This window comes from Streptomyces sp. Z423-1, assembly GCF_013009255.1.
Taxonomy (GTDB): Bacteria; Actinomycetota; Actinomycetes; order Streptomycetales; family Streptomycetaceae; genus Streptomyces; species Streptomyces gossypiisoli.
This window is the reverse complement of record NZ_CP053109.1, coordinates 987,603-1,002,050: the sequence shown is the minus strand read 5'-3', so window position 1 is coordinate 1,002,050 and position 14,448 is coordinate 987,603. Positions and strand designations below refer to the sequence as shown.

The window sequence follows — 14,448 nt, the reverse complement described above, 5'->3', positions numbered from 1 at the left end:
TACGGCGGCCAGCAGGGCCGTCCAGATTCTTCGTTGGCCTGTCACCGCTGTGACCCCCTCGCCAGCTGGTCGGCGGCCGGCGTCGGACCGCCGCCCTCGTACGTCACGCGCCACAGCGCCGACTTGGCGTCCGAGGTGAAGAAGCCACGCCCGTAGTCGAGGACGTACAGCGCGCCGTCCGGACCGAACTTCCAGTCCATGAGGTTCTTGATGCCGTCGTTGCCGACCGGCACGATCTTCTTCAGCGACTCCGAGTGCACCGGCAGCCCGCCGTCACCCAGGGTCTTCGGATCCATGAGCACGGCGTTGCGCGGCTGGTCGGCGTCGTAGAAGTCGCCGACGAACCACTTGCCGTCCCAGTACGCGGGCCACTTGACGTCGCTGGTGGCCGACACGTCGTCGTACCGGTACACCGGCCCGTTCATCGCGGCCTGCCCGCCGCCCTTCAGCCACGGCAGCCGGTAGGTGGCCTCGTCCTGCTGGTAGGAGGGGACGCCGCCCGCCTCGCGCGGGAAGTCGGGGGCGCCGCCCTGGGGCGAGTACCAGATGTTGTTGCCGGTGACCGGCGGAAGGTTGACGAGACCGTCGTTGTTCGGGGACTCGTTCTTCGGGCGGTCGCAGTCGTACCAGCCGAGCGGCTTCGACGGATCCGGCAGATTGCGGTCCCGGTAGGGCTGCTTGTTGCCCATGCAGTACGGCCAGCCCCGGTTGCTCGCCTCGGTGATGGCGGCGAAGGTGTCGTACTTGGCGGGGCCCCAGGTCGTGGACGGCTGCCCGGCGTCCGGGCCGACCCAGCCCGCGTACAGGATGTCGGTCTTCTGGTCGACGAAGATGCGGGCCGGGTTCCTGACCCCCATCACATAGATCTCGCCGCGCGTCTTCCCGCCGCCCTCGTCGGTCTCCTTGCCCGTGAAGAGGTTGCCGTCAGGGAGGGTGTACGTCCCGTCGGGTTCCGGGTGGATGCGCAGGATCTTGCCGTTGAGGTTGTTGGTGTTGCCGGCGGTGCGGCGCGCGTCGGCGAAGGAGACGCCCTTGTAGTTCGGCTCGGGGTTGTTGCCCGAGTAACCGTCGCTGAAGCGGCTGGAGTTGTTGTCGCCGGTGGCGATGTACAGGTTGCCCTTGGAGTCCCAGGTCATCCCGCCGCCCGCGTGACAGCAGCTGTGGATCTGCACCGGCCACTTCAGCAGCACCTTCTCGCTGCTCAGGTCGAGCTTGTTGGTGGCGAGGTCGAGGGTGAAGCGGGAGACACGCCGCTCGGCCATCCGCGTGTCGCGGTTGATCTGCGCGTGCGGCGTGTAGTGCAGGTACACCCAGCCGTTCTGCTCGAAGCGCGGGTCCAGCTCGATGCCGAGCAGGCCCTCCTCGACCTTGACCAGCTCGTCGCCGCCGCCCTTGTTGCCGAAGACGGTGAGCGCGCCCGCCAGGGTGACCTGCTTGGTCTTCGGATCGTAGACGTGGATCTCGCCCTTGCCCTTGCCGATGTCCGGGTTGTTCCAGTCGGTGATCACCGGCTGGGAGGAGTCGGCGCCGCCGCGGCCGATGTAGAGGACGCGGCCGTCGGGGGCGGTGACCAGGCCGTGGGGTTCGCCGATCTGGTCGTTCTGCCCGGGCTGGTTGGGCTTGGTCAGCCGCTCGGCCCGGTAGTTGCCGTTGATCGTCGCCTTGCAGTCGGCCTGGACCAGCCGGGTGGTCCACAGCAGGGCGCCGCGCAGATGCGTACGGAAGTCGGTCTCGTCGTACGACGACACCGTGCCGCCCATGCCGGTGTAGAAGGAGCGGCCGCCGTCGTAGTCGCGGCACCAGCTGATCGGATGGTCCCAGCCGTTGGCGCTCGCGCCGGGCTGGTATGTCGACTCGCGCACCCGCGCCACCGTGTGCACCTCGCCGGACGGGTTCTTCACCCAGTTCGGCCACTGGTCGGGGCGCTTCCACTGGACCGGCAGGTCCTTGGTGGCGGGATGCCGCCGGTCGCCGACCTCGACGGTCGCCCGCTGGACGGCCGTCGGACTGTTCGGCGCCGGGCGGGCGCCGACGAGGCCGGTGAACCAGTCGGAGTACGGCTCCGCGCGGGCCGCGTCATGGATGCCGACGAATCCGCCGCCCGCCTCCATGTAGGCCTCCAGGCCCGCCTCCTGCTCCGGCTCCAGGACGTCGCCGCCGCCGGTCAGGAACACGATCGCGTTGTAACGGCCCAGCCTGGTCTCGTTGGTGAAGACCGAGGCGTTGTCCGTGGCCTCGACCTTGAAGCGCTGCTTCGCGGGGCCGGACAGGCCGATCTGCTCGATCGCCTCGATACCGGCGTTCACCACCGGCGACTCGTCGCCGGGCGCCGCGGATCCGTAGAAGATGAGTACGCGGACGTTCGCGCCGCCGGGCGGCGACTTCACGGACATCGTTGTCAGGGAGGGATCCGGGGCCGGGAGCGCGCCCGCGGCGGGGCCGGAGAGCAGACCCGCGGTGACGAATCCGGCCGTCAAGACAGCCGTCCAGGCCCGCCTTCCGGCCCTTTTCCGGCTCAACTCCCTTGAGGTCATGGGTCTGTGGTGCGATGTGGACCGCATGTGGTCATCCACCCCTCGTCGGTCACAGCAACAGCGCCTAGGAAGCTAGACCTCTTTGCGTCGTTCGCCAATAGGTATCACCGCGATGGAACGAACTTTGTCCTGGGTGTGGATAAACGCCGCCTGTCCCGCTACCGTCTCGAATCCCGTACCGGAGTGGGGAGTTCGGCATGGACAGACGTGGGTTCAACCGGCGGGTCCTCCTGGGCGGCGCCGCCGTCGCGACATCGTTGTCCCTGGCATCCGAGGCGACCGGCGCCGGCGAGGCGGCGGGCAGCGGCGCGGCGGCGCGGACGGCCCCGGCCGGGGGCGCGGTCAGACACATCAAGCTCTACGCCGAGAAGCTCGCCGACGGGCAGATGGGCTACGGCTTCGAGAAGGGCAGGGCGACGATTCCCGGCCCGCTGATCGAGCTCAACGAGGGCGACACCGTGCACATCGAGTTCGAGAACACCACGGACGTGGCGGTGAGCCTGCACGTGCACGGCCTGGACTACGAAATCACCAGCGACGGCACCAAGTTGAACAAGAGCCATGTGGAGCCGGGCGCCACCCGCACCTACACCTGGCGCACCCACGCCCCCGGCCGCCGCAAGGACGGCACCTGGCGGGCGGGCAGCGCGGGCTACTGGCACTACCACGACCATGTGGTGGGCACGGAACACGGCACCGGCGGTCTCAGGAAGGGGCTGTACGGCCCGGTGATCGTCCGCAGGAAGGGCGACATCCTGCCGGACCGCACCCACACGGTCGTTTTCAACGACCTGCTGATCAACAACAGGCCCCCGCACACCGGCCCCGACTTCGAGGCGACGGTGGGCGATCGCGTCGAGTTCGTCGTGATCACCCACGGCGAGTACTACCACACCTTCCACATGCACGGTCACCGCTGGGCCGACAACCGCACCGGCATGCTGACCGGCCCCGACGACCCCAGCCAGGTCATCGACAACAAGATCACGGGCCCGGCCGACTCCTTCGGCTTCCAGGTGATCGCGGGGGAGGGGGTGGGTGCCGGGGCGTGGATGTACCACTGCCACGTGCAGAGCCACTCGGACATGGGGATGGTGGGGCTGTTCCTGGTGAAGAAGCCCGACGGGACGATTCCGGGGTATGAGCCGCATGAACCCCATGAGCCGCATCAGACGGACGGTGCGCACGGTGGCGCCGAGGGGGCTCACCGGCACTGAAGGGCTGCGCGGTCCCGTCGAGAGCGCTCTCTCCCACCTCCTGGCGTGCGGTTATCCTGATCGGCAAGCGCCGGTGAGGAGTCCCGAAGTGTCCGAGGCAGTGTCGCGTCCCACGCTGGAGGCCGTGGCCGCCCGGGCGGGGGTGTCGCGGGCCACCGTCTCACGGGTGGTCAACGGCGGGGACGGCGTGCGCGAGCCGCTGGTCGAGCGGGTCCGGCGGGCCGTCGAGGAACTCGGGTACGTCCCCAACCAGGCGGCCCGCAGCCTGGTGACCAGGCGGCACGACGCCGTCGCCGTCGTCATCGCCGAGCCGGAGACCCGCGTCTTCGCCGACCCCTTCTTCGCCCTCCAACTCCGCGGCATCAGCAAGGAGCTGACCGCCCACGACAACCAACTCGTGCTGCTGCTCACCGAAGGCCGCGACGACCACGCCCGCGTCGGCCGCTATCTCGCCGGCGGACACGTCGACGGCGCGCTGGTGTTCTCCCTGCACCTCGACGACGCCCTGCCCGGACTGATCCAGGGCGCCGGCGTCCCGACCGTGTTCGGCGGGCGGCCCGGCTGGAGCGACGGCGGCCTCCCGCAGGCTTTCGGCTCCGGTCCAGCAGGGGAGACCTCCACCGCGGTGTACGTCGACAGCGACAACCGGGGCGGTGCCCGTGACGCCGTACGCCATCTCGTCGGCCTGGGCCGCAGACGCGTCGCGCACATCGCCGGGGCACTCGACCAGACGTCCGCGGTGGACCGGCTCGACGGCTTCCGGGACGTCATGGCCGACGCCGACCCGCGGCTGATCGCCGAGGGCGACTTCACCCCGGCCGGGGGTGAGCGGGCGATGCGTGAACTCCTCGACCGCTGCCCCGACCTGGACGCCGTGTTCGCCGCCAACGACCTCATGGCCTCGGGAGCCCTGCGCGTGCTGCGCGAACGCGGGCGGCGGGTGCCCGAGGACGTCGCCGTGGTCGGCTTCGACGACATGCTGCCCGTCGCCGAGCAGACCGACCCGCCGCTCACCACGATCCGTCAGGACATCGAGGAGATGGGCCGCCTGATGGCCCGCCTCCTGCTCCGCCGCCTGCGCCGGAACCTCGCCGAGGCAGGGGAGGACGCGGCGACCGGTGTCGTCCTGCCGACGACCCTCGTACGCCGCGCCTCCGCCTAGGTCTTCCTGCAGGCCGCGGGAGCACCTGCGTGCAGGTCCCACCGGCAGCGGCCGGTCGCCGCATGTTCAGCGGGGACGCCGGGCTCAGTCCTGCGGCTGGGCGCTTCTGATCACCGCGAAGCGGGCGCCGAACGGGTCGGCCAGCTTGGCGATACGGCCCACGTCCGGAATGTCGATGGCCTCCATCCGGACCGTCCCGCCCAGCTCCCGCGCCGTGCTCACCGCGGCGTCCGTGTCGGTGACCTCGAAGTACGGCAGCCAGTAGGCGGCATCCTCCGCGGGGTCGTCGGCCAGCGGGACCAGGCCGCCGAACATGGCGTCCTCACTCTCCCCGGCCGGGTTGACGCACGTGTAGGAACCGCCCGGGAAGTCCACCGACGACGTCTCCCAGCCGAGCAGCGCGTTGTAGTAGCCGGCGGCCGACGCGATGTCCGGCGTGTACAGCTCCAGCCAGCACAGCGTGCCCGGCTCGTTCATCACGTCCACGCCCTTGTTCAGCACCGGCTGCCAGATGCCGAACGGCACGCCCTGCTGGTCGGCCAGGATCGCCATGTGGCCCTGTCCCATCACGTCCATGGGCTCCACGAGCACCCGCCCGTGCGCCTGCTCGGCCGTCTTGGCCGTGGCCTGCGCGTCCGGGCTCTGGAAGTACACCGTCCAGGACGGCGGGCCCTGCTCATCGGTGCTCTGCATCCCGCCGGCGACGGTCCTGCCGTCCAGTTGGAAGAAGCCGTAGCCGCCGGCCTCGGGTCCCGCCGACCGGAACTGCCAGCCGAAGAGACCGCCGTAGAAGTGGATGGCGCCGTCGATGTCGGAGGTGCCGACATCGATCCAGTTCGGAGCGCCGTTGACGAAACGGGTGGTGAGCATCTTTGCCTCCCGGAAGGGCCCGTTGCCTGCAGTGCCGAGTCTTGCATCGCCCACTGACAATCGCGTGCCCAACGCCCCGTGGGCGGTCACCGTCAGTGACACACGGGATTCCTCTTGTCTCAGCCGCTCCCGCGCGCCGCCGTGCGCCGCGTCCTGCCGCGCGGGCATCATCGGACGGCTGGAGGCCCTGAACCGGAGCGTTGAGCGGACGTTGATCGAACGTTTTTCACGCTTCGGCACGCTCTGAGGCATGCACTTCGAAACCATCACCCCCGCGGACACCGCCTGGCAGGCCCAGGCGCTGTGCGCACAGACCGGGGCCGACTTCTTCTTTCCCGAGCCGGGCAGCTCGGTGCGTGAGGCGAAGCGCATCTGCGGCCTGTGCGAGATGCGCACCGCCTGCCTCGACTACGCCCTGGCGAACGACGAACGCTTCGGCGTCTGGGGCGGCCTGTCCGAGAAGGAACGGCTCCAGCTGCGCCGTACCTCCTGCTGACCGGCTCCCGCCGCGCCGTACCTGCTACTGCCAGCGGATAATCGGTACGGCCGCCGTCCGCTGTGCGGTTACGATCCTCGGGCGCACCCGGGCGTAGCGCAGAGGCAGGCGCACTCGCCTTGCCCAGGCGAGGCACACCGGTTCGAATCCGTTCCCCGGGCGCGCAGGGGGCCCTGTAGAGCAGAGGCAGACTCGCCGCCTCGGCAGGGCGGATACGCCGGTTCGAATCCGGCCGGGGCCCCCGCCCGGACAGGTGCGTGGGGGCGTGGGACGGATGACGGACGGGGACACGGTCACCGAGGCGGAGCTGGCGGCCTTCCACCGGGTGGTGGGCAAGCTGCGCGCGCTGCCCGCCGACGACCCCGTACGGCTGCGCACCGAGCAGGTCGCCGCCGCCTTCGCCCGGGACGGCCGGCTGCGACGCCGCAAGGCCCGCGGCAGCGAGACCTCGGCAGCCGACGCGGCGGCGATGGCGGCGACCGCGACCGGCGCGCCGGACCGACGCGAGGACGCCCCGCTGACCGCGCCCGGCACCGGTGGCGTCTTCCGCAAGCCGCGCAGGTGCTACATCTGCAAGTCGCCCTATCGACAGGTCGACTCCTTCTACCACCGCCTGTGCCCGCGCTGCGCCGCCGACAACACGGCGCGCCGCGCGCTGCGCACCGACCTGCGCGGGCGCAGGGCACTGCTCACCGGCGGCCGGGTGAAGATCGGCTTCCAGCTCGCCCTGATGATGCTGCGGGACGGCACCGAACTCCTCGTCACCTCCCGCTTCCCGCACGACACCCTGCGCCGCTTCCGGGCCGCGCCGGGCAGCGAGACGTGGCTGGACCGGCTGACCGTCGTCGCCGTCGACCTCCGCGACCCGCGTCAGGTACTCGGCCTGTGCGAGGAGTTGCGTCAGGAGGGGAAGCCGCTCGACATCCTGGTCAACAACGCCGCGCAGACCGTACGTCGCCCGCCCGAGTCGTACGCCCTGCTGGCCGCCGGCGAGTACGACGCGCTGCCCGAGGGCGCCCGCCGGGCACCCGGCTTCACGCCGATGCGCATGCTGGAGGGGCTCGGGGGTTCCGTCTCCGCCCTGCCCGCCGCCCTGCGCGAGGCCGACGAGGCCGGGTTGCTGCCCGACCCGTCCCCGGAGAACTCCTGGTCGGCCCGGCTCGGCGCGCTCCACCCGGCCGAGGTCCTGGAGACCCAGCTGGTCAATGCCCTCGCCCCGGCCCTGCTCTGCGACCGCCTGCTGCCGCTGCTGCTGGCCTCCCCGCACCCGCGCCGCTACGTCGTCAACGTGACCGCCGTCGAGGGCCGTTTCGCCGTACGCAACAAGATGCCCGGCCATCCGCACACCAACATGGCCAAGGCCGCGCTGAACATGCTCACCCGCACCAGCGCCACCGAACTCGCCGAGCGGGGCGTCCACATGTGCGCCGTCGACACCGGCTGGATCACCGACGAGAACCCGGCGCCGAAGAAGGCCCGGATGGCCGACGCCGGCTTCCGCACACCGCTGGACGTCGTGGACGGCGCCGCACGCGTGTACGACCCGATCGTGCGCGGCGAGGCCGGGGACCCGGTGTCCGGGGTGTTCCTGAAGGACTACCGGGAGGCGGAATGGTGACCGACGACGGCCCTCGGGCGCCGGGCTTCGCGGGCGTGCCCCACGTGGTGCCACGCCCCGTCGTCGAACTCGCCCCGCTGCTGCGCTGGTTGCGCACCGGCGCCCCGGCGGAGGACCGCCTGGACTTCACGGCGGGCACGGCCCTGCCCGACGGCCGCCTGGACCTGTGCAAACAGGCCCTCGGGCCGCACGGCGCCCTGGCGCTCGCCGCCGCGTTGTCGGAAGGGCCCTCTCCCGTACGGCACTTGCTGCTCGGCACGGACGCCCTGGGCGACGTCGGCGCCGCCGCCGCGGCCCGCACGGGCGGGAGCGGCATCGAGACGCTCTACCTCGGCTGCAACGGCATCACCGCGGGCGGCACCTGCCGCATCGCCGACAGCCTGCGCGCCTCACCCCAGGTCGTGACCGGCGTATGGCTCAAGCGCAACCCCCTGGGCAGCGGGGGAGGCCGAGCGGCCGCCGAACTCCTTGACGCCGCCCGCTCGTTGCGGACGCTGGACCTCGTCCAGACGGGGCTCGACACGCAGGGCGTCGGCGAACTGGCCGATGCGCTGCTGGCGGCGGCGGAGGAAGGGCCAGCGGCGGAACGACTGCGGACCCGCGACGACGTCACGGGCGTCGCCGACCCGGGCGGTGCGCAGCGCACGGCCACGCGGGACAGGCGGGGGACGGAGCACGCGCAGACCGGACTCGACGTGACCAGCGCGTCCGCCGGGAACGGCGGCCTGCGGGGCGGACGGCGGATCGAGCGGCTCTTCGTCGGGGGGAATCCCCTCGGTGCGGCCGGAGCGGAGGCGCTCGCCGCTGTGGTCGCCGGGGGCGCGGTCGGTGAGTTGTACGTGTCGGCCGCCCGGCTGGGCGACACCGGGGCGCTCGTTCTTGCCGACGCCCTCGAACGGGCGCCGTACGGGCGGCTCGCGCGGCTGTCGGTCGCCAGCAACGGCATCGGTCCGCGGGCCACCGCCCGGCTGGTGACGGCGGCCACCGCCGCCGGGGTCACGCTGCTCGACCTGGGCAGGGTGAAGGCCGCCGGCGTGCTCGGCGCGGCGGACAACCGCGTCGACCTGGCCGCCGCCGACACCATCGCGCAGGCCCTCGCCGGTGCCCAGCACCGACTGGCCCACCTCGTCCTGACCCACACCGGCATGCGCAGCCGCGAGGCCCACCGTCTGCTCGACACCGCGCCCCACGCCGTCACGGCCACCCGCTTCGTGCTCGGCCGGGGCATCGCCGCCAGTGTCAAACGCCGCCTGGACGCGCTGAGCGCCCACATCCCGCCTCCGGCGGTCCCGGCGGACGTGGCGGCCGTACGCAGCGTGCACCGGACGGCGCCCCCGGCGCAGTAGTGCCCCGCCTCGACGGCCGGGGCACTACGCTCTGCCGACAAGGGCGGGGCCGTAGCGCAGAGGCAGACGCGCCGGGTCTCCAAAATCGGGAGCACGCTGGTTCGAATCCAGCCGCCCCGCCCCCCTGCTCCGGCGTCGGTCAGACCGCCCCGCGTGCCGCCATCCGGGCCTTGCGTGCCGCCAGCTTCTCGTCGAACTTCAGGGCCTCCGCGTCCAGCCCGTTCATGAACAGGCCGAGCTCCTCCTGGGCCTTGAGGCCTTCGGGGCCGAGGCCGTCGATCTCCAGGACCCTCAAGAAGCGCAGCACGGGCTGGAGTACGTCGTCGTGGTGGATGCGCAGGTTGTAGACCTCGCCGATGGCCATCTGCGCCGCCGCCCGCTCGAAGCCGGGGATGCCGTGCCCGGGCATCCGGAAGTTGACGACGACGTCCCGCACCGCCTGCATGGTCAGGTCGGGCGCCAGCTCGAAGGCCGCCTTCAGCAGGTTGCGGTAGAAGACCATGTGCAGGTTCTCGTCCGTCGCGATCCGCGCCAGCATCCGGTCGCACACCGGGTCGCCCGACTGGTGGCCGGTGTTGCGGTGCGAGATACGGGTCGCAAGCTCCTGGAAGGCGACGTAGGCGATCGAGTGCAGCATCGAGTGCCGGTTGTCCGACTCGAAGCCCTCGCTCATGTGCGCCATACGGAACTGCTCCAGCTTGTCCGGGTCCACCGCGCGCGAGGTCAGCAGATAGTCCCGCATCACGATGCCGTGCCGGCCCTCCTCGGCGGTCCAGCGGTGCACCCAGGTGCCCCAGGCGCCGTCGCGGCCGAACAGGGTGGCGATCTCATGGTGGTAGCTGGGGAGGTTGTCCTCGGTCAGCAGATTGACCACCAGCGCGATCCGGCCGATCTCGGTGACCTTGGACTGCTCCTTGTCCCAGGCCTCGCCGTCCTCGAAGAGGCCGGGGAAGTTACGGCCGTCGGTCCACGGCACGTACTCGTGCGGCATCCAGTCCTTGGCGATCTTCAGATGGCGGTTGAGCTCCTTTTCGACCACTTCCTCCAGGGCGTACAGCAGCCGGGCGTCGGTCCAGACGGAGGGGCTGCCGAGGTGCGGAGAGGTGATCGTCACGGGTACTCCAGGGGGACGTGGGACAAGGGGGAGTCGGGCCGGCGGGCGGCGCCGGAACCTACGGAATCGTAGGCTACGAATCCGTAGGTTACGAAGCCGTAGGTTAAGGGCGCTGTAAAGACCGCTGTTCAGACCCTCTTCCCAGGGACGCTCGGGCGTGCCGCAAAGCCCCGGGACTCCCAGGTCCCGGGGCGGGAACGGCGGTGGCGGCAACCGGTCAGGCGTACAGGTCCCGCAGCCGTACCGAGAGACATGTCACACACCCTTCGAGCTTCTCGAATTCGCTGATGTCCACGACGACCGGCGTGTAGCCCAGGTCCGTGAACAGCTCGGCGGTCTTCGTGGCGCTGGCCGCCATGAGCAGCTTGTCCCCGCCGAGCAGCACCACATGCGAGCCGGAGGCCTCCGGCACGTGCAGGAAACGCCCGAACAGGGACGGCGTGTCCATCAGCGGGATGTGCCCGATCACCGTCCCGTCGGGCAGCGCCGTGACCGCGGACTTCAGATGCAGCACCTTGCTGACGGGTACGGCGACCACGCGCGCCCCCAGCGGCTCGAACGCGGCCCGCAGCTGCTGGACGCCGGCCCCGTTGGTGCGGCCGCCGCGGCCGACGTAGATCGTGTCGCCGATCTTCAGCACGTCACCGCCGTCCAGCGTGCCCGGCTCCCAGATCCAGTTCACCGAGCAGCCCAGACGGGCGACGGCCTCCTCGACGCCCGCGGTCTCGTCCCGCCGGGCCTCGGCGCCGGAGCGCGCTATCAGGGCGACGTTCTTGTACATCACCACGGTGTCCTCGACGAACACGGAGTCCGGGCAGTCGTCGGCCGGATCGACCTCGATGGTCTCCCAGCCGTGCGTGCGCAGCGCCTCCGCGTACGCCTCCCACTGCCGGACCGCGAGCTCGACATCGGCCTTCTCCCGCTGGATGTGCGTCACCAGGCCTTCGGCGAGTCGCGGGCCGGGGCGACGGATGAGGGCCTTCTTGCTGGGCACGTGCGGTCTCCGTATCGGATGGGGCGTTCTTGCTGGTCCGGTTACCCGGGTGTGGCCGGAACCTGTCGGGGCCGGCCGACATCATGCAGGGACATTGTCGGGGGCGACAGCCCCGTGAGCCCGCACGGGTCGATCATTCGCCGACCCCGGACTCGAAGATCACCCGTCCGCCGCCCCGTCCAGCTTGGTGCATGCCGCCGAAGCTAGGCGGGATACCCGACAGCTTCTGGCGTGATTTCCTTCAGTTCTCCGTCCAGCAGCAGCCACCGCGTGATCCCGATCGACTCCAGGAACGGCAGGTCGTGGCTGGCCACGATCAGCGCCCCCTCGTACGACTCCAGGGCGGTGGTGAGCTGCCGTACGCTCGCCATGTCCAGGTTGTTCGTCGGCTCGTCCAGCATCAGCAGCTGCGGCGCCGGTTCCGCCAGCATCAGCGCGGCCAGTGTCGCCCGGAAGCGTTCGCCGCCGGACAGCGTGGCCGCCTGCTGGTCGGCCCGGGCGCCCCGGAACAGGAAGCGGGCCAGCTGCGCCCGGATCCGGTTGTTGGTGGCGTCCGGCGCGAACCGGGCCACGTTCTCCGCGACCGTGAGCCCGCCGTCGAGCACGTCGAGGCGCTGCGGCAGGAAGCGGAGCGGCACATGTGCCTCGGCCTCGCCCGCGACCGGCTGGAGCTCCCCGGCGATGGTGCGCAGCAGCGTCGTCTTGCCCGTGCCGTTGCGCCCGACCAGCGCGATCCGCTCGGGACCGTACAGGTCGAAACCGCCCTCGACACGGGCGCCGTACGCCGGCTGAAGGTCCCGCAGGGTGAGCACGGTCCGGCCCTGCGGCACGGCCGTGTACGGCAGGTCGACGCGGATCTCGTCGTCGTCCCGCACCGCCTCCACCGCCTCGTCGAGCCGTTCCCTGGCCTCGGCGAGCTTCTCCTCGTGCATGATGCGGTGCTTGCCCGCGGAGACCTGGGCGGCGCGTTTCCTGAGCTTCATCACGGCCCTGGGCTCGCGCTTGATCTCGTACATCTTGTTGGCGTAGCGCGTCCGCTTGGCCAACTTCGTGTGGGCTTCGACGAGTTCGCGCTTCTGCTTCTTCAGATCGGCCTCGGCCACGCGCACCATCCGCTCGGCGGCCTCCTGCTCGATCTCCAGTGCCTCCTCGTACGCCGAGTAGTTCCCGCCGTACCAGGTGATCTCCCCGGAGCGCAGATCGGCGATCTGGTCGACCAGTTCGAGCAGTTCGCGGTCGTGACTGACCACCACCATGACGCCCGGCCAGGCGGCGACGGCCGCGTACAGCCGCCTGCGCGCGTACAGGTCGAGGTTGTTGGTGGGCTCGTCCAGCAGCAGCACGTCCGGCCGGCGCAGCAGCAGCGCGGCCAGCCGCAGCAGGACGGACTCGCCACCGGAGACCTCGCCGATGGTGCGGTCCAGCTCGACATGGCCGAGGCCGAGCTCGCCGAGGGTGGCCAGGGCGCGCTCCTCGACGTCCCAGTCGTCGCCGACGGTCTCGAAGTGCTCCTCGGCCACGTCCCCGGCCTCGATGGCGTGCAGCGCGGCCCGCCGGTCGGCGATGCCGAGGGCCTCGTCGACGCGCAGGGCGGTGTCGAGGGTGACGTTCTGCGGGAGATAGCCCACCTCGCCCGTGACGCGGACGGTGCCGTCGGCCGGGGTGAGGTCCCCGGCGATCAGTTTCAGCAGGGTCGACTTCCCCGAGCCGTTGACGCCGACGAGCCCGGTCCGGCCGGGGCCGAAGGACGCGTCGAGGCCGTCGAAGACGGAGGTGCCGTCCGGCCAGGCGAAGGAGAGGGACGTACAGGTGATCGAAGTATGCATACGGGCCTCGCGGTTGCGTGATGCGGTCAGGGGCAACGCGTGTCGAGACACCGACAAGGCGGCGACCACCGGCGGGCATGGGGCCCAGGGGCGGGGGAGAACGAGAAAAGCCCTGCTCCGCAAGGACGGCTCGAACGCCGAGGTCGCACGCGGCGTGCACACCGGACGGGTGTGACGCGGTGTCTCAGGACCTCAGACGAGCAACGTCCTTCTCCAATCGGCGGCAACAGAACCGCTGTACACCGTACGAGCGGTGCGGGGGCCTGTCAACGGATTAACGAGCGGGTCAGCACGCGTCCCGCATCAGCTCGGCCAGGTCGCGGTCCAGGTCGAGGTAGGCGTGCTCCAGGCCCTCGGGCACCAGCACACGGGTCGCCTGCAGGAACTGCCGCAGCTCGCCCGAGCGGACATGCACGACGGCGGTGCCCTCGGGGGCGTGGAACTCCAGCACGGTGCGGTCGTAGCCGTACGGCCGCACGCGCACGTCACCGTGGCCCTCGGGGCCGCGCAGTCCGGCCGCCAGCAGTTCGCGGGAGAAGGTCCAGCAGACCTCCTCGCCCTCCAGGGTGGCCTGCGCCGGGAAGGTCATACGGATCGCGAACGGATCGGTCAGGTCGTAGCTCAGCGTCGCGGGGATGCTCGGCATCCGCGGCGCGGCGGCGACGAGGCGCGCCTCGACTGGCTGCTCGATGACGGTGGACATCGCCTTGCTCCCTTGTGACGGCCGGACGGACTTCCGGTGATGAGGCCGGGCACTGGGTGAGACGACGGAATCGGCGCGTCCGTGCACACGCGCGGGGTGACCTCCGTCACCGTGACCTGCCTGTGGGCGGGGCCGCGTCGCCCGTCTGGAGAGCTGGCCGCGCCCGGATTGCCGTATTCACCCACGATGGGGGTACTCGTTCACCCAATGTGAGAGGAAGTGAGCGGACATGCCAAGCGGTTCGAGCCCCAAACGAGAACGCCAGTATGAGCACATCAAGAAGAGTGCTCAGGAGCGGGGCGAGAGCACGGGTCGCGCCAAGGAGATCGCGGCGCGCACGGTGAACAAGGAACGCGCCCGCTCCGGCGAGTCCAAGACCGCGAGCCGTACATCCACCCAGGACATGTCGTCCGGCAAGCGCGGCGGCCAGCGGTCCGGCAAGGGATCCCAGGGCCCCACCTACGACCAGCTGTACGAGGAGGCCAAGCGGCGCAACATCCACGGCCGTTCGGACATGAACAAGCAGCAGCTGCAGCGGGCACTCGGTAAGTGAACTGATCCCGGGCGG

12 protein-coding genes and 3 tRNA genes are annotated in these 14,448 nt (G+C 70.9%); 9 read left to right on the top strand and 6 right to left on the bottom strand.

Going from position 1 to position 14,448, the window contains the following annotated elements; translation table 11 throughout:
- Positions 1 to 41: 41 nt before the first annotated feature.
- Positions 42 to 2,534 carry a ThuA domain-containing protein gene (locus HJD23_RS04680; RefSeq protein WP_171113843.1) on the bottom strand — a complete coding sequence of 831 codons (2,493 nt, stop codon included), beginning with the start codon at positions 2,532 to 2,534 and terminating at the stop codon, positions 42 to 44.
- Positions 2,535 to 2,731: 197 nt separating this feature from the next.
- Here HJD23_RS04680 and HJD23_RS04675 point away from each other — a divergent pair, with 197 nt between their 5' ends.
- Entirely contained in the window at positions 2,732 to 3,751 is a 1,020-nt protein-coding gene (locus HJD23_RS04675; protein ID WP_171113842.1) for a multicopper oxidase domain-containing protein, read from the top strand.
- Between the two features lie 88 nt (positions 3,752 to 3,839).
- Positions 3,840 to 4,913, top strand: coding sequence for a LacI family DNA-binding transcriptional regulator (locus HJD23_RS04670; RefSeq protein WP_171113841.1), 1,074 nt, complete (start codon positions 3,840 to 3,842; stop codon positions 4,911 to 4,913).
- Between the two features lie 84 nt (positions 4,914 to 4,997).
- Here HJD23_RS04670 and HJD23_RS04665 read toward each other — a convergent pair whose 3' ends face one another.
- Positions 4,998 to 5,783 (bottom strand): VOC family protein, encoded by a 786-nt coding sequence (locus HJD23_RS04665; protein ID WP_171113840.1) that lies wholly within the window; start codon positions 5,781 to 5,783, stop codon positions 4,998 to 5,000.
- Between the two features lie 250 nt (positions 5,784 to 6,033).
- Between HJD23_RS04665 and HJD23_RS04660 the strand changes: the two genes are divergently transcribed.
- The 6 genes from HJD23_RS04660 (at position 6,034) to HJD23_RS04635 (ending at position 9,364) form a co-directional block, all read left to right on the top strand.
- Positions 6,034 to 6,279 carry a WhiB family transcriptional regulator gene (locus HJD23_RS04660; protein ID WP_171113839.1) on the top strand — a complete coding sequence of 82 codons (246 nt, stop codon included), beginning with the start codon at positions 6,034 to 6,036 and terminating at the stop codon, positions 6,277 to 6,279.
- An 86-nt stretch (positions 6,280 to 6,365) separates the two neighbouring features.
- Positions 6,366 to 6,440, top strand: a tRNA-Gly gene (locus tag HJD23_RS04655).
- A gap of 8 nt (positions 6,441 to 6,448) precedes the next feature.
- Positions 6,449 to 6,520, top strand: a tRNA-Ala gene (locus HJD23_RS04650).
- 33 nt (positions 6,521 to 6,553) lie between these two features.
- Positions 6,554 to 7,897, top strand: a complete 1,344-nt coding sequence (locus HJD23_RS04645) for an SDR family oxidoreductase (protein WP_171118714.1) — start codon at positions 6,554 to 6,556, stop codon at positions 7,895 to 7,897.
- Positions 7,891 to 9,243 (top strand): ribonuclease inhibitor, encoded by a 1,353-nt coding sequence (locus HJD23_RS04640; protein WP_171113838.1) that lies wholly within the window; start codon positions 7,891 to 7,893, stop codon positions 9,241 to 9,243. The genes HJD23_RS04645 and HJD23_RS04640 overlap by 7 nt, the downstream gene beginning before the upstream one ends.
- Positions 9,244 to 9,286: 43 nt before the next feature.
- Positions 9,287 to 9,364 (top strand) — tRNA-Trp (locus HJD23_RS04635).
- Positions 9,365 to 9,382: 18 nt separating this feature from the next.
- Here the strand turns inward: HJD23_RS04635 and HJD23_RS04630 are convergent.
- The 4 genes from HJD23_RS04630 to HJD23_RS04615 form a co-directional block, all read right to left on the bottom strand.
- Positions 9,383 to 10,357: an acyl-ACP desaturase gene (locus HJD23_RS04630; protein ID WP_171113837.1), complete on the bottom strand. Its 975-nt coding sequence runs from the start codon at positions 10,355 to 10,357 to the stop codon at positions 9,383 to 9,385.
- A gap of 217 nt (positions 10,358 to 10,574) precedes the next feature.
- The gene (ddaH, locus tag HJD23_RS04625) at positions 10,575 to 11,351 is read right to left on the bottom strand and encodes a dimethylargininase (protein ID WP_171113836.1); all 777 of its coding nucleotides are present in this window, start codon (positions 11,349 to 11,351) and stop codon (positions 10,575 to 10,577) included.
- Positions 11,352 to 11,554: 203 nt separating this feature from the next.
- A complete protein-coding gene (locus HJD23_RS04620; protein WP_171113835.1) occupies positions 11,555 to 13,177 on the bottom strand; it encodes an ABC-F family ATP-binding cassette domain-containing protein in 1,623 nt (540 codons plus the stop codon).
- Positions 13,178 to 13,463: 286 nt separating this feature from the next.
- Positions 13,464 to 13,880, bottom strand: a complete 417-nt coding sequence (locus HJD23_RS04615; protein ID WP_171113834.1) for an SsgA family sporulation/cell division regulator — start codon at positions 13,878 to 13,880, stop codon at positions 13,464 to 13,466.
- A gap of 229 nt (positions 13,881 to 14,109) precedes the next feature.
- Between HJD23_RS04615 and HJD23_RS04610 the strand changes: the two genes are divergently transcribed.
- Positions 14,110 to 14,433 (top strand): plasmid stabilization protein, encoded by a 324-nt coding sequence (locus tag HJD23_RS04610; RefSeq protein ID WP_141307285.1) that lies wholly within the window; start codon positions 14,110 to 14,112, stop codon positions 14,431 to 14,433.
- Positions 14,434 to 14,448 lie beyond the last annotated feature (15 nt).